General features: G+C 66.7%; 10 protein-coding genes. 6 read left to right on the top strand and 4 right to left on the bottom strand.

Annotated features, from left to right (window positions below; all coding sequences use genetic code 11):
* Nucleotides 1-85: 85 nt before the first annotated feature.
* Nucleotides 86-1,144, bottom strand: a complete 1,059-nt coding sequence (aroG, locus tag YWC_RS0119580; RefSeq protein WP_027866910.1) for a 3-deoxy-7-phosphoheptulonate synthase AroG — start codon at nucleotides 1,142-1,144, stop codon at nucleotides 86-88.
* A 551-nt stretch (nucleotides 1,145-1,695) separates the two neighbouring features.
* Here aroG and YWC_RS0119575 point away from each other — a divergent pair.
* On the top strand, nucleotides 1,696-4,572 hold the full coding sequence (locus YWC_RS0119575; RefSeq protein ID WP_027866909.1) for a TonB-dependent receptor: 2,877 nt from the start codon (nucleotides 1,696-1,698) through the stop codon (nucleotides 4,570-4,572).
* A 91-nt stretch (nucleotides 4,573-4,663) separates the two neighbouring features.
* A complete protein-coding gene (locus YWC_RS0119570) occupies nucleotides 4,664-7,345 on the top strand; it encodes a TonB-dependent receptor (protein WP_027866908.1) in 2,682 nt (893 codons plus the stop codon).
* A gap of 72 nt (nucleotides 7,346-7,417) precedes the next feature.
* On the opposite strand, the gene tldD is transcribed toward YWC_RS0119570, so the two are convergent.
* The 3 genes from tldD to YWC_RS0119555 form a co-directional block, all read right to left on the bottom strand.
* A complete protein-coding gene (gene tldD / locus YWC_RS0119565) occupies nucleotides 7,418-8,878 on the bottom strand; it encodes a metalloprotease TldD (RefSeq protein ID WP_027866907.1) in 1,461 nt (486 codons plus the stop codon).
* A 109-nt stretch (nucleotides 8,879-8,987) separates the two neighbouring features.
* Nucleotides 8,988-9,785 carry a carbon-nitrogen hydrolase family protein gene (locus YWC_RS0119560; protein ID WP_027866906.1) on the bottom strand — a complete coding sequence of 266 codons (798 nt, stop codon included), beginning with the start codon at nucleotides 9,783-9,785 and terminating at the stop codon, nucleotides 8,988-8,990.
* A 7-nt stretch (nucleotides 9,786-9,792) separates the two neighbouring features.
* Nucleotides 9,793-14,028 carry a YhdP family protein gene (locus YWC_RS0119555; RefSeq protein WP_307176701.1) on the bottom strand — a complete coding sequence of 1,412 codons (4,236 nt, stop codon included), beginning with the start codon at nucleotides 14,026-14,028 and terminating at the stop codon, nucleotides 9,793-9,795.
* Between the two features lie 160 nt (nucleotides 14,029-14,188).
* On the opposite strand from YWC_RS0119555, the gene glnE reads away from it, so the two are divergent.
* The 4 genes from glnE (at nucleotide 14,189) to map (ending at nucleotide 24,235) form a co-directional block, all read left to right on the top strand.
* A complete protein-coding gene (gene glnE / locus YWC_RS0119550; RefSeq protein ID WP_027866904.1) occupies nucleotides 14,189-16,903 on the top strand; it encodes a bifunctional [glutamate--ammonia ligase]-adenylyl-L-tyrosine phosphorylase/[glutamate--ammonia-ligase] adenylyltransferase in 2,715 nt (904 codons plus the stop codon).
* A 310-nt stretch (nucleotides 16,904-17,213) separates the two neighbouring features.
* Complete coding sequence (locus tag YWC_RS0119545; protein ID WP_027866903.1) at nucleotides 17,214-20,111, top strand: TonB-dependent receptor domain-containing protein; 2,898 nt, start codon at nucleotides 17,214-17,216, stop codon at nucleotides 20,109-20,111.
* Between the two features lie 322 nt (nucleotides 20,112-20,433).
* The gene (locus YWC_RS0119540) at nucleotides 20,434-23,349 is read left to right on the top strand and encodes a TonB-dependent receptor domain-containing protein (protein ID WP_051306589.1); all 2,916 of its coding nucleotides are present in this window, start codon (nucleotides 20,434-20,436) and stop codon (nucleotides 23,347-23,349) included.
* Between the two features lie 121 nt (nucleotides 23,350-23,470).
* Nucleotides 23,471-24,235, top strand: a complete 765-nt coding sequence (gene map / locus YWC_RS0119535; protein ID WP_027866901.1) for a type I methionyl aminopeptidase — start codon at nucleotides 23,471-23,473, stop codon at nucleotides 24,233-24,235.
* Nucleotides 24,236-24,288: the final 53 nt, after the last annotated feature.

Below are 24,288 nucleotides of genomic sequence, written 5' to 3'. Positions count from 1 at the left end.
ACCCGCCTATTTTGCCGTCATGTTGGCTTGCCATGACAGGGACGAGCCATTCCTTTTCATCGCCTCGCCATAACCTGGGAAATACTCAGTCCTGCCGCAGGCGGCGCTGCTTCACGGCCTCGGCCAGTCCTTCCAGCACCCCGATGCTGGTTTCCCAGTCGATGCAGCCATCGGTGACCGACTGGCCGTAGGTCAGCTCCTTGCCCGGCACCAGGTCCTGGCGGCCGCCCACCAGGTGCGACTCGATCATCACGCCGACGATGCGGTCGTCGCCCGCCGCGATCTGCGAGGCGATGTCGGCGCACACCGGCACCTGGTTCTGCGGGTTCTTGCTGCTGTTGGCATGCGAGGCATCGATCATCAGGCGGCTGGCCAGACCGTTGGCCGCCAGCTGCCTGCAGGCCTCTTCCACGCTGGCCGCGTCGTAGTTCGGCGTCTTGCCGCCGCGCAGGATGATGTGGCAGTCCTCGTTGCCGGAGGTCGACACGATCGCCGAATGCCCGCCCTTGGTCACGGACAGGAAGTGGTGCGGCTGCGAGGCCGCCTTGATCGCGTCGGCCGCGATCTTGATGTTGCCGTCGGTGCCGTTCTTGAAGCCAACCGGACAGGACAGGCCCGAGGCCAGCTCGCGGTGCACCTGCGATTCGGTGGTCCGGGCCCCGATGGCGCCCCAACTGATCAGGTCGGCGATGTACTGCGGGCTGATCACGTCCAGGAACTCGGTGCCGGCCGGCAGCCCCATCTCGTTGACGTCGCGCAGCAGCTCGCGCGCCATGCGCAGGCCGTCGTTGATGCGGAAGCTGTTGTCCATGTAGGGGTCGTTGATCATGCCCTTCCAGCCGACCGTGGTGCGCGGCTTCTCGAAATACACGCGCATGATGATCTCGAGCTCGCCCTTGAACCGGCGGCGCTGCTCGGCCAGGCCGCGCGCATACTCGAGCGCCGCCTTCGGGTCGTGGATCGAGCACGGGCCGACCACCACCATCACGCGGTCGTCCTGGCCGTGCAGGATGCGGTGCAGGGCGACGCGCGCGCTGGCGGCGGTCTGCTCGGCCGCCGGGGTGACCGGGAACTCGCGGATCAGGTGCGCGGGCGGCGTCAGTTCCTTCATTTCGCGGATGCGTAAATCGTCGGTGCGAGGCATGCTGTACTCCGTATCTGGTCTGGGCTGGGCTGGAAATAAAAAAACCGCCATCGCTGGCGGTTTGTCTGGATTTGCGTCGGACTGTTCTTGAATCGCGTGAACCTGCCGCTACTCCACCGCCAAGGGGCTGGAATGGCTAAAGTAAAAGTAGCAGGTAAAGAAAACGTGCTGGCGCATGGAAAATCCGTGTTGGTCCGAAGACCTGGTCGACTGACTATAACGCCATTGTGTAACGCTTGGCAAGCCTTTTCCGGGAGGCTCTGTCGCAGCCTGCCCCCAGCCTCGATCGCTTGCGCGCAGCCCGGCATGCGGACTGGCATCGGCGGATTTGTCGACCGGTTGCGGGAATCCTACAGCTGTTCCCTACCTTTCCGCGCACCTTGATCGGGATCAGTCGCCGTTCATCCAGCGGTGCAAAAGTCGATGCAAGCCCCCGACTGCTTCGCGCCGTTCTTGTGTTCTCGCAAGAAAAGTCGTTTAGGAACTTGATTGTACTCAACAAAGGCCGGCGCGAAGACAGCGGGAACAATCCCAACCACTGGAGTCCGGACATGACTGAAACCCTGCTTTCGCGCGCCCTGCGGCGCATCTTTGCCGGCGGCGGCGCCGTCGGCCTGTTGTCAGTCGGCTTTCCCCTGCTGGCGGCGGCCCCTCACGTGGCGGCACAGGAGGCGGCGCCCACACCCGTTGCCCGCGTCGAGATCACCGGTTCGAACATCCGCCGCGCCCAGGCCGAAACCGCCTCGTCGGTGCAGACCGTGAACCGGGCCGACATCGAACGCTCGGGCAAGACCACGGTTGCCGAGCTGCTGCAGACGCTGGCGGTCGACAACTCGGGCTCGGTCCCGTCCAGCTTCGGCGGCGGCTTCGCCGCCGGTGCGTCCGGCATTTCGCTGCGCGGCCTCGGCACCGCCTCGACCCTGGTGCTGCTCAACGGCCGGCGCATGGCGCCCTACGGGCTCGCCGACGACGGCCAGAAGGTGTTCGCCGACCTCAACGTCATTCCCACCGATGCCGTCGAACGGGTCGAGATCCTGAAGGACGGCGCCTCGGCCATCTACGGTTCCGACGCCATCGCCGGCGTGGTCAACGTCATCCTGCGGCGCGATTTCACTGGCAGCACGGTGCGCGCCCTGGCCGGCACCTCCACCGCCGGCGACGGCCAGCAATACAACGTCGCCGTCACCTGGGGCAAGGGCGACCTCGACACCGACCGCTACAACGTGCTGCTCAACTTCGAATACAAGAAGACCGACGAAATCTGGAACCGCGAGCGCGGCAACCGCGACTGGGTCGGCAAGGCCGACCTGCGGCCCTGGGGCTACTCGGCCCAGGAGGGGCTGGGCGGCACCGGCGCCATCACCGGCAACAACGCCTCCGGCAGCGCCATCAACGGCAACGTGCGCAACCCCGACACGCTCGACTACTACAACCGGGGCAACCCGGCCGGGGCCGGCTTCACCCGCTTCTTCCCGGGGGCGGCCTGCAACAACTTCACCAACCACCCGCAGGGCGACCCGGGCGGCGGCTGCCTGATCGATGCCGCCCACCTGTACAGCCAGATCCAGCCCGACCAGGAATACGGGTCGCTGTTCGGACGCGGCACCTTCAAGCTGAACAATGAGGTCGAGGCATATACCGAACTCAACCTCTACAACAGCCTGAGCCGGACTTCCACGACGCCCTCGACCATCAGCGCCAACCAGGGCTATCCGGGCGGCCCGGTCAGCGGCGCCGGCGCCGCCTTCGGGCCGACCCACCCGGACAACCCGTATTTCGGGCGCGAGGCGCGCTTGCGCTACCTCGCGGGCGACGTCGGCCCGCGCCGCTCGGACATCGAATCGACCTTCACGCGGGCGCTGGTCGGCGTGCGCGGCACCCATATCGGCTGGGACTGGGACAGCTCGCTGCTGTACTCCAGCAGCAGGGTCAGCAACGACCGCAACGGCTTCCTCCAGCGCGACGCCACCTTTGCCCTGCTCAACCCCACGGCGACCAACATCGCCACCGCTATCGCCAACAATCCCGGCTACCGCGCGCTGCCGGTCGGCACCGTCTGGCGCATCGGCGAGAATGCCTTCCTGAATTCCCCGGCCGTGTACGCCGCGCTGTCGCCGGAAATCTCGAACGACGCCAAGACCGAGATCGCCCAGCTCGATTTCAAGGCCACCCGCGAATTCGGCAAGCTGGCCGGCGGCCCGCTCGGCGTGGCGGTCGGCGCCGAATTCCGCCACGAATCGGCCGAGCTCGAGCCCACCACCGGCACCGAACGCGGCAACATCATCGGCCTCGGCTATTCGGCCTATGACGGCCAGCGCAACGTATTCGCCATGTACGGCGAGGTGCTGGCGCCCGTCTGGCCCGGCGTCGAGCTGACTGGCGCCATGCGCTGGGACCATTTCACCGACGTGGGCAATGCCTACACGCCGAAAGTCGGCGTGAAGTGGACGCCGGCGCGCCAGTTCGCCCTGCGCGCCACCTGGGCCCGCGGCTTCCGTGCGCCGAGCCCGGCGGAGAACGGGGTCGGCGGCCTGGCCGCCTTCACCAACGCCTCCGACCCGGTGCGCTGCGCGCTCGGCGTGCAGGTGGCCTGCAACCCGGCCAACATCGCGCTGATCACCTCGCCCAACCCGGACCTCGATCCCGAGCGCTCGAAGAGCTATAACGTCGGCATCATCTGGGACCCGCTGCCGCGCACCAGCATCTCGCTCGACTACTGGCAGATCAAGCGCAAGAACGAGATCAACCAGGAGCAGATTCCTGCCGCCATCCTCGCCGGGCGCGTCGCGCGCGATCCCACGACGGCCCAGGCCGGCATTCCAGGCGATCCCGGCGCCATCACGGCGGTGCTGGCCAGTTACGTCAACTCGGCCCAGACCAAGGTGCGCGGCCTCGACCTCGATGCCCGCCACAGCATGCCCCTGCCGAACGACCTCGGCAACCTGGTATTCGACGCCAAGTGGACCCACCTGTTCAAGTGGCTACGTACCGAGCGCGACGGCACATCGCAGGACTTCGCGGGCACCCACGGCAACTGCGACGTGACCAACTGCGTCGGCACGCCGGACAACCGGGCCAACCTGCGCGCCACCTGGGAGCGCAGCAACTTCCGCCTGTCCGCTAACGTGAACTACCGCGGCAAGATCGACAACACCCTGTTCAAGGACGATCCGGAAGGTTGCGCCAGCCACTTCGCCAACGGCAACGACGCACCGACCGACTGCGAACTGGCCTCGTTCACCACCGTGGACCTGGTGTTCCGCTGGAAGCCGCAGCAGAAATGGGAGGTGTTCGGCTCGATCCAGAACGTGTTCGACAAGGTCGCGCCACTGGATCCGCTGACCTACGGCGCCGTCTCCTATAACCCGCTCGACTATGCCGGCGCGGTGGGCCGTCTGTTCACCCTGGGAGCGCGCTACACCTTCTAAACCCCCGGCAAGCAGTGCCCGGGGCAGGGCGCGCAATCGCGCCCTGCCCGGGCGTTGCTGCGCGCCATCTTCCCCCCATCCGGAGCCCAAGATGACCGAAACCATCCTGTCCCGCAGCCTGCGCCGGCTGTCCACCTGCGGCTCGGCGGCCGGCTTCGTGCTATGTGCGCCGCCCCTGCTGGCCCAGACCTCGTCCTCTGCCCTACAGCCGCCCCCGGCCCCGACGGCGGCGCCGATGCAGCGCGTCGAGATCACCGGCTCCTCGATCCGGCGCCTGGCCACCGAGACCTCGCTGCCGATCACGACGATCCGCGCGTCCGACTTCGCCAAGCAGGGCCTGGCCACGGCGCAGGAAGTGCTGAACGCGATCCCCATGAACCAGTCGTCGGAAGGCTCGACGGCGGCGGTCGGTTCCGGCACCGGCGGCCGCGCCACCGCCGACCTGCGCGGCCTGGGCGGCGACAAGACCCTGGTGCTCCTTAACGGGCGGCGGCTGGCGAACCACCCGTATTTCGCCGATTCGGTCGACCTCAACATCATCCCGGTGGCCGCGCTGGAGCGGGTCGAGGTGCTGCGCGACGGCGCCTCGGCGATCTACGGCACCGACGCCATCGGCGGCGTGATCAACTTCATCACCAAGCGCTCGGTGGAAGGGGCGGCGCTGGTGGTCGAGGCCTATGAACCCTATGCCCAGGGCGGCGGCCACGAACAGCGCCTGAACCTGTCCGGCGGCTGGGGCGACCTCGAACGCGACGGACTCAGCATGTGGGGCGTGATCGACTGGCACCAGCAAAGTGCGCTGCGCGCAACCGATCGCAGCTTCTCCAGCACCGGCATCCGGCCCGAGCGCGGCATGTTCGAGGTCAGCGGCACTACCTTCCCCGCCAACTTCTTTTCCGACAACGGCGTGACCGGCAACCCGTATGCCCCGGCCTGCCAGCCGCCCGACTCGGTGGCGCTGCCGGGCGAGCCCCTGTGCGCCTTCGACTACACCCGCTTCGTCGACAACATCCCCAAGACGCGCCAGTTCAGCGCCATGGCCCGGCTCAACAAGAAATTCGGCGCGCACACGGCCGGACTGGAATTCGTGCACGGCCGCAGCACCAACGAAGCCCAGGTCGCGCCGCCGCCACTGTCGGGCATCGGCGTGACCATGACGGGCGACAGCCCCTTCTATCCGGGCAACGGCATCGTGCCGGCCTTCCCCGGCCTGGGCGGCGAAGCGCTCGACATCTCCTGGCGGCCGCTCGAGACCGGCCGGCGCAACAACTTCGATTCCAGCATCACCGACCGCCTGCTGGCCAGCCTCGAGGGCACGCTGGCCGGCTGGGACTACAACACGGCGATCTCCTACTCGCTGGGCAAGGCGAAGAGCATCTTCAATGGCGGCTACGTCATCGACCAGCGCATCATCGACGGTGTCGCGGCCGGCATCCTGAATCCCTTCGGCCCGCAGAATGCGCAAGGGGCCGACTACCTGCGCAACTCGATCCTGTCCGGCGAATACCTGCATGCGCGCATCCACAGCGCGGCGGTGGACGCGCGCGCCAGTCGCGAGCTGATGACGCTCCCCGGCGGCCCGCTCGGCTTCGCCATCGGCGCCGAATTCCGGCGCGACCGCGCCAAGTATTTCGTCAACCGCGAACTGGCCTCGCAGGCTTCCAGCTCGGGCTCGGCCGACGCGCAGGACCAGTCCGGGGCGCGCAGCATCTGGGCCCTGTTCAGCGAGGTGAACGTACCGATCATGAAGGACCTCGAACTCAACGTCGCCGCGCGCTACGACCACTATAGCGACGTCGGCGGCAGCTTCAACCCCAAGGTGGCGCTGCGCTGGCAGCCGACCCCGCAACTGCTGCTGCGCGGCTCCTTCAACAAGGGCTTCCGCGCGCCGACGCTGTTCGACCTGTACGGCCCCCAGACCACCACCAACAGCTCGGACACCTATGACGATCCTGTGCTCTGCCCGAACGGCGTGCCCGCGCCCGGCGCCAATCCGAACATCGCCTGCGGCCAGCAGCAGTTCGTGCGCGGCGGCGGCAATCCCGACCTGTCGCCGGAACGTTCGCGCACCTACAGCGCCGGCATCGTGGTCGAGCCGGTAAAAACCCTCACGTTCTCGCTCGACTACTGGAACATCCGCCTGAAGGACCAGATCAGCGAGCTTGCCGAGCAGACCCTGTTCAGCAACTTCGACAAGTACCGCAACCTGTTCGTCTACGACGCGGCAGGCACCAGCCTGCTGTACGTGCTGGCCATCACCGACAACCTCGGCGAGGTGAAGACCCGCGGCCTCGACCTGTCGGTGGCCTACCGCATGCCGCGCACGCGCTTCGGCAATCTCAGCGTCAACCTGGACAGCACCTACGTCAACAAGTACGACTACCAGAACGAGCCGGGCGGACCGTTTACCGAGAACGCGGGGCGCTATGCCGACGCCACCCCGGTCTTCCGCTGGCGCCACAACCTGCTGTTCACCCTGGCCCGCGGCGACTGGAGCTTCAACCTGGTCAACCGCTTCATGTCGCACTACACCGACCAGAACACGGCGGTGGCGCCGGAATTCTTCAACAAGGTCGGGCATTACTCGATCTGGTCGCTCTCGGCCACCTACACCGGCAACAAGAAGGCCGAGCTGACGGCGGGCATCAGGAACCTGTTCGACGAAGAACCACCTTTCACCAACCAGGTCACCAACTTCCAGCTGGGCTACGATCCGCGCTACACCGACCCGCTCGGCTTCACGATCTATGCGCGCGTGACCTACCGCTTCTGACGGCATGTACGGACGAAAAAAAAGCCGGCCCGCGTTACCCGCGGGTCGGCTTTCTCTTGCCGGTGGCGCGCGTCAGGCGGTGCCGCCCACGGTCACGCCGTCGATGCGCAGGGTCGGCTGGCCGACGCCGACCGGCACGCTCTGGCCTTCCTTGCCGCACACGCCCACGCCCGAATCCAGGCGCATGTCATTGCCGATCATCGAGATATTGTTCATCACTTCCGGGCCGTTGCCGATCAGGGTCGCGCCCTTCACCGGATAGCTGATCTTGCCGTTCTCGATCATGTAGGCTTCGCTGGCCGAGAACACGAACTTGCCGTTGGTGATGTCGACCTGGCCGCCGCCGAAATTGACCGCATACAGGCCGTTCTTCACCGAGGCCAGGATTTCTTCCGGATCCTTGTCGCCGGCCAGCATGTAGGTATTCGTCATGCGTGGCATCGGCAGGTGGGCGAAGGACTCGCGGCGCGCATTGCCGGTGACCGGCATCTTCATCAGGCGCGCGTTCATCGTATCCTGGATATAGCCCTTCAGGATGCCATCCTCGATCAGGGTCGTGCACTGGGTCGGATTGCCTTCGTCGTCCATGTTGAGCGAACCGCGGCGGTCCTGCAGGGTGCCGTCGTCGACCACGGTCACGCCCTTGGCCGCGACGCGTTCGCCGATGCGGCCGGCGTAGGCCGAGGAACCCTTGCGGTTGAAGTCGCCTTCCAGGCCATGGCCGACCGCCTCGTGCAGCAGCACGCCGGGCCAGCCCGGGCCGAGCACGATGGTCATCGGACCGGCCGGCGCCGGACGCGCTTCCAGGTTGACGCAGGCCGACTTCACCGCTTCAGTCGCGTACTTGTCGAGCAACTCGTCACTGAAGTAGCCGTAGTCGTAGCGCCCGCCGCCGCCCGAAGAGCCGACTTCGCGGCGGCCGTTCTGCTCGGCGATGACGGTGACGGACACGCGCACCAGCGGACGGATGTCGGCCGCCAGCACGCCGTCGCTGCGCACCACCAGCACCACGTCGTATTCGCCGGCCAGGCCGGCCATCACCTGCACCACGCGCGGATCCTTGGCGCGCGCCATCTTTTCCACGCGCTCCAGCAGTTTGACTTTGGCCGTCGCGTCGAGCGAGGCGAGCGGATCGTGCGGCAGGTAGAGCGAGCGGCCGCCGGTCGGGCGCGCCGCGCTGGCGATCTTCACCTTGCCGGCGCCCGCGCGGGCAATGGTGCGGGTGGCGGCCGCCGCGTCCAGCAGCGCCGCTTCGGAAATGTCGTCGGAATACGAAAAGGCCGTCCGGTCACCCGACACGGCGCGCACGCCGACGCCCTGGTCGATCGAGAAGCTGCCGGTCTTGACGATGCCCTCTTCCAGGCTCCAGCCTTCGCTCTTGGTGAACTGGAAATACAGGTCGGCGTAGTCGACCTTGTGCGTGAACATCGAGCCCAGCGCATTGAGCAGCTTGCCCTCGTCGAGGCCGAATGGCGTCAGCAGCACGTCGCGCGCGACAGCCAGGGAGGAAAGGTTCGGTTCGAATGGTTTCATTTTGCGGTCGGTCGTTCGTTTGGAAAGTCCATTTTGCCATATCCGGACACTTCGTACCGGACACGAGACACGGTTCGGCAGAGCCGGCCGCCAGACGCGAACCGGCAAGCTACAGCTTGCGGTGCTTCAGCGCCGGCAGGCTCTCGCGCACGCTGGTCAAGAAATCCTCGTCGAGCGTACCGCTGATGACGCCCTCGCCCTCGCGCAGCACCGCCTTCACTTCGCCCCAGGGGTCGACCAGCATGCTGTGCCCGAAGGTGCGGCGGCCGTTCGCGTGCAGGCCTCCTTGCGCCGAGGCCAGCACGTAGCACTGGTTCTCGATCGCCCGTGCGCGCAGCAGCACCTCCCAGTGCGCCAGGCCCGTGGTGTGGGTGAAGGCGGCCGGCACGATGATCAGGGCGCACTCGCCCATCGCCCGGAACAGCTCCGGGAAGCGCAGGTCGTAGCAGACCGACAGGCCGACCCGGCCGAACGGCGCCTGGAAGCTGCCCACGCTTTCCCCCGGCACGATGGTGCGCGCCTCGTCGTAGGACTCGCTGCCCTTGTTGAAGCCGAACAGGTGGATCTTGTCGTAGCGGCTGACCGGCTTGCCCTGCGGGTCGTAGACCAGGGTGGTGTTGAGCACCTTGCCGTCCACTTTCGATACCAGCGGCAGCGTGCCGCCCACTAGCCAGATGCCGTGCTCGCGCGCCAACTGCGCCATGCAGTCCTGGATCGGGCCGGTGCCCTCCGGTTCGGCCTGCGCCACCTTGTCGCCGTCGCTCATGCCCATGATCGGCCAGTATTCCGGCAGCGCCACCAGCTGGGCGCCGTCGTTCGCGGCCTGCGCCACCAGCCGGCGCGCGGTTGCCAGGTTGTCTTCCACCCGCGGGGTGGACACCATCTGCACTGCGGCTACCTTGCTCATGTCCTTGTCACTCCTTCTTGGCGTTGGGGCGCCCGCCAGCCTGGGCCTGGGCCTGGGCCTGGGCCTTGGCCTGGCTTGGCGCCGGCGCGGGATTGTCGATTTTCGTGATGGTCGGGGACCGCCACGGTCCGGAAATCTGCATCTGGTAAGTCAGCGCCTTCATCACCGGCGCGCGCAGGAACAGCTGCGCCAGGTAACTGCCGATCCCGACGATCGGGTTCACCGCCAGGCCGTACACCAGTGGCCCGGTGCCGAGGTTGAATTCGGGGATCACCACCACCCGCAGATTGGTCGTCTCGTGGGCGATGTCGGCAGTGCCGTCCATCAGGATGGTCGCCGCCACCCCGTGCATCTTGAGGTTGTCGGTACGCAGCACGCCACGCTGGATCAGGGCATTGGCGCTGATGCCGTCGAAGGCCAGGCCTTCCGAGAACACGTCGTGGAAGTCGAGCTTGAGCAGGCGCGGCAGGGCCTGCAGGCTGAGCACCCCGAGCAGCTTGGCCGCGCCCGGATCCTGCTTCAGGAACTGGCCCGATTCCACGTTCATCTCGATCTGGCCCGACAGGCTCGGGATGTCCAGGTCGTACGGCAGTCCGCTCCAGGAAATATCGCCCGACATCTTGCCCTTGCCACGGCGCAGGGTCTCGGGGAAGCCGAGCCGGTCGAGCAGCTTGCCGGCATCAATGATGTCGAGCATGAAATTCAGGCTGGTGTTGCTGCGCCCATCCTTGTACAACCAGCGTCCGTTGGCCTTCAGCTGGCCGTCCGGGTTGTCGAGACTGAGGCGGTTGATGCGCCATTCGCGCCCGGCCAGCGCCTGCACATTACTGGCCTGCAGTTCAAGGCGGCCGAGGCGCTTGTTTGCGAGCTGGAACTGTTCGGCCACGATGTCGAGCGAGGGAATGGTGGCGCTGGCGCCGCGGTTCGATTCCAGCAGGTGCTTGACCTCGGCTTCGCTCGACTCCGGAATCACCAGCGAGGCCAGGCGCGCGGTCACCTTGCCGACACCCTGCCCTCCGCCGGTCTCGGCCCAGGTCACGTAGCCGCTTGCATGGCGCGAATGCAGGTTGGCCTGCCAGGTGTTGGCCAGGTGTGTGGCGCCCAGCACCACGTCGGCCATGCGGCGCTCGCCGATGGTCAGTTCGCCCACCCGGCCGCCGATCAGGGTCGGCATCACGTACTGGACAAACCCGGCGCCGCTGCTTCCTTCTCCGGCGGTCTCTCCGCCCTCGCCCGCGATCGCCTTGCCGGCGGCGATCCAGCCGTCCGCGTTCAGCGCGCGCATGTTCACGTGGATCATCATGCCGCTGTCCGGCACCGGCGCCGGCACGTTGACGCCGATGCCGCCGCGCAGCACGGTCCAGGGCGCGCGTCCCGTCTTTTCGCGCTGGTAGCGCGCCGCCACGCCCTCGCCCAGCGCGACGCGGATCTCGTCGCGCGCCACGCCGCCCACGGTCGGTTCGCCGGCGAGCACGAAGCGCAGCGGCAGGCTGTCGACCTCCGGCTTGTTGAGCGGCGCCGGCAGTTCCAGGCCCATGCCGGCCAGGTTCGATTCGAGGGTGACGGTGCGCCGTCCTTCGCGCACCACCACGCTGCCGGTATATGGCGTGCTGCCCGAGAGGCGCTGCGCCAGGCGTCCCAGCGCCGGCGCCGGCGCGGTGCGGCGCATGCCTTCGGCGTTCAGCGTGCCGTGCAGGCGGATCGCGATGCTGCCGTCCTTCTGGGTGCCTCCGGACAGGCCCAGCGGCCCGCCCAGGAAGCTGGCGCCCACGCCGTTCAGGGCGACGCCGCGCTCCCAGAATTCGATCTTTCCTTCCGCAGCCTGCAATGCCGGCAGTTCCGGGAACAGGCTGATGTCGTTGCCCAGCAGTTGCAGGCTGCCCTGCACCTTCGTCTCGGGCAGGTGTGCCAGCGGCATGCGCAGCCGCAGGCCCAGGCGCGCGTTGCCGCCGGCGCGGGTTTCGTCGGTGAAGTGGCCGATCCATTCCGGCACCGGGCTGGCCGCCACGTAGCGCAGGAATTCCTGCAGCGGCGCGGCAGCAACGCCGTCGATCTCGAGCATCATCTTCTCGTGCGCGCCCAGGTCGGGGATCACCGCTTTCACGTTGGACAGCGCCACGCCCATGGTGCGCAGGGTGTCGCCGCGGATTTCCATGCGCGCGCGGTCGAATTCGATGCGGCCGTTGATGTTCTCGGCCAGCGGCCACTGCGGGGTGCCGTCGGGGTGGCGGTGACCAGGGGCGTACTCGAGGCGCGCATTCTCGAGGCGGCCGGCGACGTGGAATTCGCTGCGGGCGCGCTCCAGCACATTATTGGCGCGGAAAGGGAAAGCGGCCAGGTCGCCGCGCAGGCGCAGGCGCGCATCGCGCAGTGTGCCGCCCTGCAGCGCGTCGCTCAGCCAGTGGCCCAGGTGCTCGGGGGTGGACAGCGGCAGGAAGCGCCCGACCGAGCCGATCGCGAAGCCGTCCAGCGTGGCGCTGATGTCGGCCGTGCCCGGCCCCGCCCGGCCGCCGTCCGGCAGCAGCGGCAGGCTGTGGCGCCCGGACAGCGTGCCGGACAGCGCCCCCTGCGCGAAGGACAGGTGCTCGACCTCGACCAGCAGCTGCTTGCCCGGGTCGAAATTCCAGCGCGCCTTCAGGTCGAGCCGGTCGAGCGGCATCGCGCTGTCGGCGAACCAGGCCGGCATGTGCAGGACCAGCGCGGTGGAGTCGACCGTCACGCTGCCGCCGTTCTGGCTGGCGTCGATGCTGCCGCTCAGGTTCTGGAAGCCGGGGGTGGCCGGACTCGGCGGCATGGCCGGCTGGCCGTCCCGTGCCGGCTGGGCCGGGCGCGCCGCCTGCGCATTGATGGCGAGGCCGGCAACGTCGCCGCGCAGGCGATAGCTGCGCAGCGCCGGATAGCGCCCTTCCCATTCGGCCGCCACGTCGAGCAGGCGGCCGCGCGGGGCGTAGTCGAGCAGCATCTGGCGCTGCTGGGGCGGCAGCGGCAGGTAGCCGGCCAGGGCGGCCAGCGCGCCGATGTCGAGCTGGCGCGCGCTCAGCTCGCCGTATTCCGGCTTGCCCTCCCTAGCCGGGCGCCAGGTCTGTTCGAGCGTGGCGGGCGGCAGCGCGTGGCCGTCGCGGGTGGTGACGGAGAAATCGGTCAGTCTGATGGTGTGGCCGTGGGCGCCGAAGGTCGGCTTGCCTTCGTCCTTTCCCGGCAACATCTCCTCGCGCGCGGCCAGGCGTCCGGAGATGCGCGCCAGCTCGAGCGGCGCCAGCGTCGGGCCCAGGCGTGCGTTGACGTCGGCCAGGGCCAGGTCGGCGGTGAAGCCGGCCACCCTGGCCTGGTCGACGTTCAGCCAGGCGCGCACCGAACCGCGTCCGCTGGCCATCTGGAACGGCAGGTCGATGTGCTGCTTCCAGGCCACCAGGTCGGCGCCGCGCAGGTCGGCATACAGCTCGCCCTTCCAGCGCGCGATGTCCGAGGGACGGGCGCCGAAACGGTGGCGGAAGCGCGCCCGCACGTCGAGCGGCTGGCCGAGCGCGCGCGGTGGGGTGGCGCGCAGCGCGAAGCGGTGGCCGCCGCCGAAGCGGTTCAGCAGCGCCAGGGTCACGTCGGAGAGGGCCAGGGTCGGCCTGCCGCGCAGCTCGTCGGTCCAGTCGACCCGGCCGCCGCGGATCACGATCTCGCGCTGGCGCAGCAGCCAGTCGGCGCCGCGCCCGTCGTCCTTCTTGCTGGGGTCGAGCCGCACGCCGGCCACGCTGATGATGCCGTCGCGGCCGCGCCGCACGTCCAGCTGGGGACCGTTCACTTCGAGCGCATGCAGGCGCGGCTCCAGCGCGGCCAGGCTCCACCAGGACAGGGCCGCCGTGACCTTCGGCAGGGCCAGCAGCTGGCGTCCGCCGCGGTCGCTCAGGCGCACGTCGCCGAGCGTCAATACGGGATGGATGCCCTGCCACCCGGCTTCCAGGTGCGCGATGCTGACGCGGTTGCCGAGCGCGCGCCCGGCGGCCGTTTCGATGTCGCCTTTATACAGGTCGATGTTGGGCAGGATGGCGTAGCGCAGCGCCAGGAACAGCAGCGCCAGGCCGAAATACAGCAGCAGCACCAGCTTGATGGCAAACCCGAGGAAATGGTGCGAGGCCAGGTTCGCATAGCGGTAGCACGCGCGCAGCCGATGCCAGCGCACGCGTGCTCCCTCGATCGCTGGCCGGTGAACGGCCGTCGCCTGCGGGTCCTGGTTGTCCATCAAGGTACTCAAAAAGGCTCGCCGTAAATGTAATTCTCTAATAACAGATAGTTGCAACAGCCGCGGCGTCTACCTTACCATCGTGCTGACCTCTAGGCTCCCAGCAGCACGGCGGGCAATTCTACCGCACGAATGCCTGCCGGACGGCAAAAACCCACACCGGATCGACACCATGCACCCAGCTTCGCCGTCCGTACCTTCCCGCTTCCTCCAGCGCTGGCTCGGCGCCGACCCCGCCCGCCCCGCCCTGCTCGACCAGGCCTGCCGATTATCCCTGTCCAGCGTCGACTTGGGCGCCTTGTTGGCGCGCGAGCTCGACGCTGGCCTGCCCCTGCCGCGGGCCATGCGGCGCCTGCGCAACCTGCTCGTATGCGGCCTCATCCGGCGCGACCTGGATGGCCTGGCCGACCTGGACGAGGTGGTCACCGCCATGACCCGCTTCGCCGACTTCGCCATCCGCACCCACACCGAGGCCTTGGGCGCGGAACTGGTCGCGGCCCACGGCATGCCGCTAGGGGAGGAATCCGGCCGGCCCCAGCAGCTCATGGTGCTGTCCATGGGCAAGGGCGGCGGCGGCGAGCTGAACGTTTCTTCCGACATCGACCTGATCTTCGTGTACCCCGAGGACGGCGAGACCGCTGCCGGCCCCGGCCAGCGCCAGCTGTCCAACCACGAATTCTTCGTGCGCCTCGGACGCCGCCTGATTGCCGCCCTGTCGGAAATCATCGAGGACGGTTTCACCTTCCGCGTCGACATGGCGCTGCGGCCCAACGGCAATTCGGGCCCGCTGGCGGCCAGCCTGGCGATGGTCGAGGAATACCTCATTGTGCAGGGCCGGGAATGGGAGCGTTATGCCTGGGTCAAGGCGCGCGCGGTCACCGGCGACGCGGAAGACATCGCGGCGCTGGACGCGATCGTGCGTCCCTTCGTGTTCCGGCGCTACCTCGACTTCGGCGTGATCGATGCGATCCGCAACATGCACGCCCAGATCCGCGCCGAGGTCAAGCGCCAGGAGCGCCTGCACCCCGAGCGCAGCCACAACGTCAAGCTGGGCCGCGGCGGGATCCGCGAGATCGAGTTCCTGGCCCAGGTCTTCCAGCTGATCCGCGGCGGGCGCGACCCGGCGCTGCGCGAGCGCTCGACGCGGGCTACCTTGCGCCTGCTGGCCGAGCGCGAGCTGCTGTCCCAGGACACGGTGGCGCGCCTGCTCGAGGCCTATACTTTTCTGCGCAACCTGGAACACCGCCTGCAGTACCTGGACGACGCCCAGACCCACACCCTGCCGGCCAACGAGGAAGACCGCCTGACGGTGGCGCAGATGATGGGCCTGCCCGACGTGGCGACCCTGCTGGCGCGGATGGAAGAACAGCGCACTTTTGTGGCCGCCCAGTTCGACGCGATCTTCGCAGACAAGGCCGAGCCCGCCGATGCCGAGACCACGCTTCTCGCCGACGACCCGGAAAACCGCGAAGCGATCGCGTCCCGCCTGCTCGAGCTCGGATACGACGACCCGCCCGGTGCGGCGGCGCGCCTGGTCGCCACGCTGCAGGGGCCACGCCTGAGCAGCCTGCCGGAAGCGAGCCGCGCCAGGCTGCTGGCGCTGGGCGACGCCGCCCTCGGCCAGATCGCCACCGTGGTGCGCGAGGCCGGGGTCGGCAGCCACGCCGCCACGCTCGGGCGCCTGCTCGACTTTTTCGAAGCGATCGCACGCCGTTCCGCTTACCTGGCGCTGCTGACCGAATACCCGCACACGCTCGAGCGCGTGATCCGGATGATGAATGCCAGCGGCTGGGCCGCCACCTTCCTGACCCAGCACCCGATCCTGCTCGACGAACTGCTGGACGACCGCAACGAGGGCGCCGGCGATATGGGCCAGCTGGCGGCAAGCCTCGACGAGCAGCTGAACGCCGCCGCCGGCGACACCGAGCGCCAGCTCGACATCCTGCGCGAAGCCCACCATGCCCAGCTGTTCCGGCTGCTGGCCCTGGACCTGGCCGGCGAGCTCTCGGTCGAGCGCCTGGCCGACCACCTGTCCCTGCTGGCCGACACCATCGTCGGCGCCACCATCCGCCACGCCTGGCGCGCGATCGCCAGCCGCCACTGCGAGGTACCGCGCTTCGCCGTCATCGCCTACGGCAAGCTGGGCGGCAAGGAGCTCGGCTACGTGTCCGACCTCGACGTCATCTTCCTGTTCGACGACGAGGACGACATGGCGCCGTCCAACTACGCCAAGCTGGCGCAGCGCTTCATCACCTGGAACACGGCCCATACTGCGGCCGGCATCCTGTTCGACATCGACACCGCGCTGCGCCCGGACGGCGCCAGCGGCATGCTGGTGTCCACCGTGGCCGCCTTCGAGCGCTACCAGCAAGAATCGGCCTGGATCTGGGAACACCAGGCCCTGACCCGGGCCCGCTTCTGCGCCGGCGACGCCGCCATCGGCGCCCGCTTCGAACGCATCCGCGACGCGGTGCTGCGCAAGGACCGCAGCGGCCAGGAACAGCAGCTCAAGGACGAGGTGCGCGCGATGCGCAGGCGCATGCGCGACGCCAACGTCAACCCCGGCGCCCTGTTCGACCTCAAGCAGGACGAAGGGGGGATGATCGACATCGAGTTCATCGTCCAGTACCTGGTGCTGCGCCATGCCTCCCAGTATCCGCAGTTGACGGCGAACGCCGGCAACATCGCCCTCCTGAAGCTTTCCGGCGAGCTCGGCCTGATCGACCCCGGCCTGGCCGCGGAGGCGGCAAGCGCCTACCGCGCAATGCGGCGCCTGCAGCACCAGGTGCGCCTGCAGGGCCAGGAAAAGGCGCGCGTTGATCCCCAACTGCTGGGCGGCCACCCGGATGCGGTGCGGCGCCTGTGGCAGGCCTGTTTCGGCGACTGATTACCCATCCGGCATGCCTGCTCCGGACTGGTGCGGGCGCCTCGTTTCCATGCAAATCGCCCCTGCGGCGCACGTTCATCGTGCGCCGTTTTTCTATTGACTTTTGGGTCAGAAATTTACATGGAGTAATTGTTGTTTTTTGTTCAGTTTCGACCGCCTCGCATATTGACATTGATCAACATGCAATGCTCTTATACAGCTGTGTATGCACATCGGCATTGCTGCTTACCCGTGGCATGCCGGGCCGCACAAGTTGCAACTTTTGAAAACATAAATCGCGTTTCGTCCAAAACGCAAAGATGGAGAACACATGCAACAACGAACCAAGATCGCGTTGGCAGTCGCCGTCGCCCTCCAGTCCATGGTTTCCGTCGCTCAGGCTCAAGAGGTCCTGCAGCGCGTGGAAGTCACTGGCTCGCGCATCCGTCAGGTTGACCTGGAAACCTCGCAGCCGATCCAGGTGATGACCCAGGAGCAGATCCAGAAGACCGGCCTGGTCACCGTCGGCGACATCATCGCCAACATGTCGTCGGCCGGCTCCCCAGCCTTCAGCAAGGGCGGCTCGCTGACCTCGAACCGCGAGAACGGCGGCCAGTACGCCAACCTGCGCAACCTCGGTTCTCAGCGCCTGCTGGTGCTGGTCAACGGCAAGCGCTGGACCCAGACCGTGGCCGGCCTGACCGACATGTCGACCATCCCGTCGTCGATGATCGAGCGCATGGAAATCCTGAAGGATGGCGCTTCCTCGATCTATGGTTCGGACGCGATTGCAGGCGTTGTCAACATCATCCTGAAGAAGTCGATGGAAGGCGGCCAGGTCAGCCTGTACACCGGCCGCAACGAAAGCGTGGCCGACGGCCGCAACAAGGACTTCTCGCTGAGCTACGGCACCAGCAACGACAAGGCGTCGCTGATGTTCGGCCTGTCGCACACCGAGGCGGGCGCCGTCTGGTCGCGCGACCGCGAGTTCACCGCTTACTCGCGCACCAACGAATTCCCGCTCGAAGGCCTGGGCGGCGGACCGTGGGGCCGTATCCGCCAGGTCAGCGCCAGCGGCGGCGCGACCGGCTTCGACCGCATCCTGAACCATACCGGCGACCAGCTCGGCGAAGGCATCGGCCAGGATTCGCGCAACCCGGCCAACTACCACAACGTCGTGGGCGGCGCCCCGATCGCGGCCGACAACTTCAACACCACGCGCCAGATGGTGTTCGCGATGCCGACCAAGCTGGACACCATCTTCACCAAGGGCGAACTGCAGCTGCCGTACGACATGCGCTTCGTGACCACCGCGATGTACGCGTCGCGCAAGGGCGTCTCGACCACCGCCGGCTATCCGCTGAGCTCGACCTCGCAAAGCAAGTACCCGGTCTACATCGACAAGGACAGCTACTACAACCCGTACGGCAACCAGGTTGCCGGCGCCGGCCTGGGCCAGGACCTGTTCTTCTACCGCCGCACCATCGAAGTGCCGCGCGTGACCGAGAACACCAACCGTACCCTGCACATCGACGCCACCCTCGAAGGCAGCTTCGAACTGCGTTCGATGCCGTTCAACTGGAGCGTGGGCTACAACCACAGCAAGGTAGACGGCGACACCCAGGCTACCGGCAACCTCAACCTGCTGAACCTGAAGAAGGCCCTGGGCCCGTCCTTCCGCAATGCGTCCGGCGTGGTCCAGTGCGGCACCCCCGGCGCCCCGATCCCGCTGGCGGACTGCACCCCTTGGAACATCCTGGGCGGCCCGACGGCCTCGACGCCGGAAGCGCTGAACTACGTCATGTCCGTGGGCGGCTACACCTACGGCAGCAAGGTCGACAGCGCCACCGCCGACATCAGCGGCGAACTGTTCCAGCTGCCGGCCGGCGCCCTCGGCGCCGCAGCCGGTATCGAACACCGTACCGTGGAAGGCTGGGACCTGCCGGGCCAGTTCAACCGTTCGGGCTTCTCGACCGACCTGGCCGGCAACCCGACCACCGGCCGCTACACCGTGCGTGAAGCCTACGCCGAGCTGAACATCCCGATCCTGAAGGGCCTGCCCCTGGTCGAATCGCTGTCCGCCAACCTGGCGACCCGTTATTCGGACTACAGCAACTTCGGTTCGGCCAACAACAGCAAGGCCAGCTTCACCTACCGCCCGATCAAGGACCTGATGTTCCGCGGCACCTGGGCGGAAGGCTTCCGCGCCCCGACCGTGGGTGACTCCTTCGGCGGCGGCCAGCAATCCTTCGACTCCTACCTGGATCCGTGCGACACCGTCTACGGCGACGCGGCCCGCAACCCCACCGTGCTGGGCCGTTGCAATAGCGGCATCGGCGGTGTGCGCGGCACCCCGGCGGCCTTCCGCCAGAAGACCCAGACCGGCGCTAACATCAGCTCCAGCTCGAGCGTGCAGACCTCGGTGCCGTTCAACGTCAACGCCGGCAATGCTTTCCTGCAGCCGGAAACCGCGATTACCCGTACCCTGGGCACGGTGTTCAACCCGTCCTTCATCCCGGGCTTCTCGGCGGCGATCGACTGGTACAGCATCACGATCAGCAACCGCATCGTTTCGGTGTCGTCGAACTACGTCCTGGGCGAGTGCTACAACCAGGGCCTGGCCGACTTCTGCTCGCTGGTCACCCGTGACGCAACCGGCATGGTCACCGACGTACGCCGCGGCAACGCCAACCTGGGTCAGGTCAAGACCGAAGGCGTGGACGTCGAACTGCGCTACCGCCTGCCGCGCTTCTCGTGGGGCCAGGTCAACCTGCGCAGCGAAACCACCTACCTGGACGAGTACTCGACCAAGAGCAACGCGACCGCGCAGTGGATCGACTTCTCGGGTGACTATGACCTGCATCGCTGGAAGTCGAACTTCACCACCGACTGGTCGCTGGGCAACTGGAGCGCCACCTGGGGTGTCCGTTACCTGAGCGATGTCACCGACAGCTGCCTGAGCATCCCGAACCGCTGGCAGTGCAACGAGCTGACCACCGTCCGTCCGGGCGCCACCTCGCCCGGCGCAAACCGCCTGGGTTCGCTGGTGTACCACGACATCAGCGCGGGCTACAAGTTCGCCTGGAACGGCAACGTGCGCGTCGGCGTGAACAACGCCTTCGACAAGAAGCCGCGCTTCACCGTCCTCGGCGCAGCGTCCTCGACCTACGTGGACGCCGACCTGCCGATCGACCGCTTCATCTACGTGCGCTACAACCAGGCATTCTGATCACATAGTTAGCGGTATCCGCGCAATTTAATTGCGTAGCGAGCCCGTCCGGCGCAAGCCGGGCGGGCTTTTTTGTATTTGAACAAGCGATATGCAAGTGTCAATAGTTAATTCAATCGTGCGCGTAAGTACACAATTTAGCAACAATTGAGTGATTAACAACCCAGATTCCGTTGACAGTGATGCATATCGAATGCTTTGATTGCTGACTTGAAAGTAATTCCAGTTAAAACATTGACTACTTTCAGGTGGTCGATAGACCTTCCCGGTGGCTTTGCTGCAAAACGGCATGGCTGCGTTTTCACCCAAGGAGTTTGGCAACATGATGGAAAAAATCTTGTCCCAGTCGATCCGCGTGATCTGCCTGGGCGGCATGACCCTCGGCATGACCGCCGCAATCGCACAGGAAGCTTCGCAGCCGCTGCAGCGCGTTGAAGTGACTGGTTCCCGCATCCGCCAGGTTGACCTGGAAACGGCACAGCCGGTCCAGATCCTGAACCAGGAACAGATTCAGAAAACCGGCCTCGTCACCGTCGGCGACATCCTGAACAACCTGTCGTCGGCCGGCGCGCCTGACTTCAGCCGCAGCGCCTCGCTGACCTCGAACACGGAACAGGGCGGCCAGTACGTCAGCCTGCGCAACCTCGGCTCGAACCGCCTGCTGGTGCTGGTGGACGGCAAGCGCTGGACCCAGACCGTTGCCGGCTACACCGACCTGTCGACCATCCCGTCGGCCATGATCGAGCGCATGGAAATCCTGAAGGATGGCGCTTCGTCGATCTACGGCTCGGACGCGATCGCAGGCGTGGTGAACATCATCCTGAAGAAGAACATGGAAGGCGGCCAGCTGAACCTGTACACCGGCGCCTACGATGAAGGCGACGGCCGCAACAAGGACTTCTCGCTGACCTACGGCGCCGGCAACGACAAGGCGTCGCTGATGTTCGGCCTGTCGCACACCGAGCAGGGCCGCGTCAACCCGATGACCCGCGAGATCACCTCGAGCTCCTACGGCCCGGGCCACTTCGGCGACGGCTTCGGCGCTTCGCCATGGGGCCGCATCACCCCGGTCAGCGCATCGGGCGGCTCGAACACCAGCGCAGCCAGCGGCGGCTTCAACCGCATCCTGAACCATACCGGCAACTGGGACGGCAAGGGTGTCGGCGCCAACTCGCGCGACCCGAACAGCTACCACGCATACACCGGCGTCAACGAGGACAAGTACAACTCGACGCAGGACATGGACCTGATGTCGCCGAACAAACTCGACACCCTGTTCATCAAGGGCGAGCTCGCGCTGCCGAAAGACATGCGCTTCAAGACCACCGCGATGTACTCGCAGCGCGAATCGACCCGCCAGATCGCCGGCTATCCGCTGCAGTCGACCAGCCAGGCCAAGTACCCGGTCTACATCGACAAGGACAGCTACTACAACCCGTACGGCAACCAGGTACAAGGCGCCGGCCGTGGCCAGGACCTGTTCTTCGCCCGCCGCACCATCGAGCTGCCGCGCCTGACCGAGAACGAAAACCGCACCCTGCACATCGACGCGACCCTGGAAGGCGAATTCAACTTCCGTGATACCGCCTGGAACTGGGACATCGGCTACAACCACAACAAGGTCTCGGGCATCTCGCGCGACAGCGGCAACATCAACCTGCTGACCCTGAAGCGCGCCCTCGGCCCGTCGTTCATGAACAGCTCGGGCGTGGTCCAGTGCGGCACCCCGACCTCGCCGGTCCCGCTGGCGGACTGCACCCCCTGGGACATCCTGGGCGGCCCGTCGGCATCGACCCCGCAGGCACTGGCCTACGTCAACACCTCGGGCGCCAAGACCTACGGCTCGACCATCAACAGCGCCACCGCCAACATCGGCGGCGAAGTCTGGCAGCTGCCGGCCGGCGCCCTGGGCGTGGCAGTCGGGGTCGAGCACCGCGAAGTCAAGGGCTCGGACGTGCCTGACCAGTTCTCGCAGTCGGGCTACTCGACCAACCTGTCGGGCCTGCCTACCTACGGCCGTTACACCGTGCGCGAAGCATATGCTGAAGTGAACATCCCGGTGTTCAAGGCCCAGCCTTTCGCTGAGCTGCTGAGCTTCAACCTGGCCACCCGCCACTCGGACTACAGCAACTTCGGCGTGACCAACAACAGCAAGGCCAGCTTCATGTACAAGCCGGTCAAGGACCTGCTGGTCCGCGGTACCTGGGCCGAAGGCTTCCGTGCACCGACCCTGGACGACATCTCGGGCGGCGGTTCGCAGTCCTTCGACACCTTCCTGGATCCGTGCGACACCAGCTTCGGCGAAGCTTCGCGTAACTCGGCAGTGGCAGCGCGTTGCGCCAGCGGCTTCGCCGGCGTGCGTGGCACCCCAGCGAACTTCCGCCAGCTGCGCCAGGCAGGCACCCCGATCACCAGCACCTCTGGCGACCAGTCGCTGGTCGCGTTCTCTTCGGGCGCAGGCAACCAGTTCCTGACCCCGGAAACCGCGGTCACCAAGACCGCCGGCTTCGTGTACAGCCCGTCGTTCCTGAGCGGCTTCAGCGTGGGCCTGGACTGGTACAACATCAAGATCGCCAACCGCATCACCGCGATCGGCGCATCCTATGTGGCCAACCAGTGCTACATCCAGGGCGACGCCAACTTCTGCAGCGTGATCCAGCGTGACCCGGTCACCGGCCAGATCAACCAGCTGTCGCGCGGCAACGCCAACCTGGGCCAGATGGAAACCGAAGGCCTGGACCTGGCGATCAACTACCGCTTCCCGCGTAGCGCCTACGGCCAGTTCGGCCTGCGCAGCGAAACCTCGTACACCGACAAGTTCCGCACCCGCAGCAGCTCGGCCAACGAGTGGAACGAGTACGCCGGCGACTACTTCTACAACCGCGTGAAGTCGAACAACTCGATCGACTGGAGCATGGGCAACTGGAGCGCCACCTGGGGCTTCCGTTACTTCAGCCCGGTCAAGGACCAGTGCTGGACCTCGACCGTCGAGTGCAACATGCCTAACGTCGAAACCGCTTCGTTCGGCACCGGCGCCAACAAGCTGGGCTCGGTCACCATCCATGACCTGAGCGTCGGCTACAAGACCGCGTGGAATGGCCGCATCCTGCTGGGCGCGAACAACATCTTCGACAAGAAGCCGCGCATCGCCTACAGCACCCAGGCTAGCGGTGCTTCGGTCGACGTCGACCAGCTGCTGGACCGCTTCATCTACGTCCGCTACACCCAGAACTTCTAATGGTGTAGCACGCGGAACCCGCAAGGGTTTCCGTGACGACAATGCCCGCCAGGCTAGCCTGGCGGGCATTTTTCATTGGGCGCGAGTATCATGGCGGATTGCGCAGAAAACGAAGACCCCAATGGCAATCAAACTCAAGAACGACAAGGACATCGCCAAGATGCGCGTGTCCGGCCGCCTCGCCGCCGAGGTGCTGGCGATGATCAAGGAATACGTGGTGCCCGGTGTCTCCACCGAGGAGCTCGACCGCCGCTGCCACGAGTACATCCGCAAGGTGCAGAAGGCGACCCCGGCCAACGTCGGTTACCACGGCTTTCCCAAGACCCTGTGCACCTCGGTGAACGGCGTGGTCTGCCACGGCATCCCGAGCGACAAGGAAGTATTAAAGGACGGCGACATCGTCAACATCGACGTCACCGTGATCAAGGACGGCTGGCACGGCGACACCAGCCGCATGTACTTCGTGGGCGAGCCCTCGCCGCAGGCGAAGAAGCTGGTCGACACCACCTACCAGGCCATGATGGCCGGCATCCGCAAGGTGGCCCCGGGCGCGCGCCTGGGCGACGTCGGCCATGCGATCCAGAAGCTGGCCGAAGGCGCGGGCTTCTCGGTGGTGCGCGAATACTGCGGCCACGGCATCGGCCGCGTCTACCACGAAGAGCCGCAGGTGCTGCACTACGGCCGCCCGAACACCGGCCTGCTGCTCAAGGAAGGCATGACCTTCACCGTCGAACCGATGATCAACCTGGGCGGCGCTGACGTCGACCAGCTCGAGGACGGCTGGACCGTGGTCACGGCCGACGGCTCGCTGTCGGCCCAGTGGGAGCACATGGTGGTGGTGACGAAGAACGGATTCGAGATCCTGACGCCCTGGCCGGACGCCTGAACACTGACGAAAAAAAACCGGCCGAGGCCGGTTTTTTTCATGCTGCTGCGCCG

The sequence above is a fragment of the Massilia alkalitolerans DSM 17462 genome, assembly GCF_000427785.1.
Taxonomy (GTDB): Bacteria; Pseudomonadota; Gammaproteobacteria; order Burkholderiales; family Burkholderiaceae_D; genus Telluria; species Telluria alkalitolerans.
The sequence above is the reverse complement of the archived record's forward strand: the minus strand, read 5'-3'. Positions and strand labels throughout refer to the sequence as shown.

Bases quoted from the DNA above. Each gene is read 5' to 3' on its own strand.
- aroG (WP_027866910.1), bottom strand. From the start codon at position 1,144: ATGCCTCGCACCGACGATTTACGCATCCGCGAAATGAAGGAACTGACG.
- YWC_RS0119560 (WP_027866906.1), bottom strand. From the start codon at position 9,785: ATGAGCAAGGTAGCCGCAGTGCAGATGGTGTCCACCCCGCGGGTGGAA.
- YWC_RS0119570 (WP_027866908.1), top strand. From the start codon at position 4,664: ATGACCGAAACCATCCTGTCCCGCAGCCTGCGCCGGCTGTCCACCTGC.
- map (WP_027866901.1), top strand. From the start codon at position 23,471: ATGGCAATCAAACTCAAGAACGACAAGGACATCGCCAAGATGCGCGTG.
- YWC_RS0119575 (WP_027866909.1), top strand. From the start codon at position 1,696: ATGACTGAAACCCTGCTTTCGCGCGCCCTGCGGCGCATCTTTGCCGGC.
- YWC_RS0119545 (WP_027866903.1), top strand. From the start codon at position 17,214: ATGCAACAACGAACCAAGATCGCGTTGGCAGTCGCCGTCGCCCTCCAG.
- tldD (WP_027866907.1), bottom strand. From the start codon at position 8,878: ATGAAACCATTCGAACCGAACCTTTCCTCCCTGGCTGTCGCGCGCGAC.
- glnE (WP_027866904.1), top strand. From the start codon at position 14,189: ATGCACCCAGCTTCGCCGTCCGTACCTTCCCGCTTCCTCCAGCGCTGG.
- YWC_RS0119540 (WP_051306589.1), top strand. From the start codon at position 20,434: ATGATGGAAAAAATCTTGTCCCAGTCGATCCGCGTGATCTGCCTGGGC.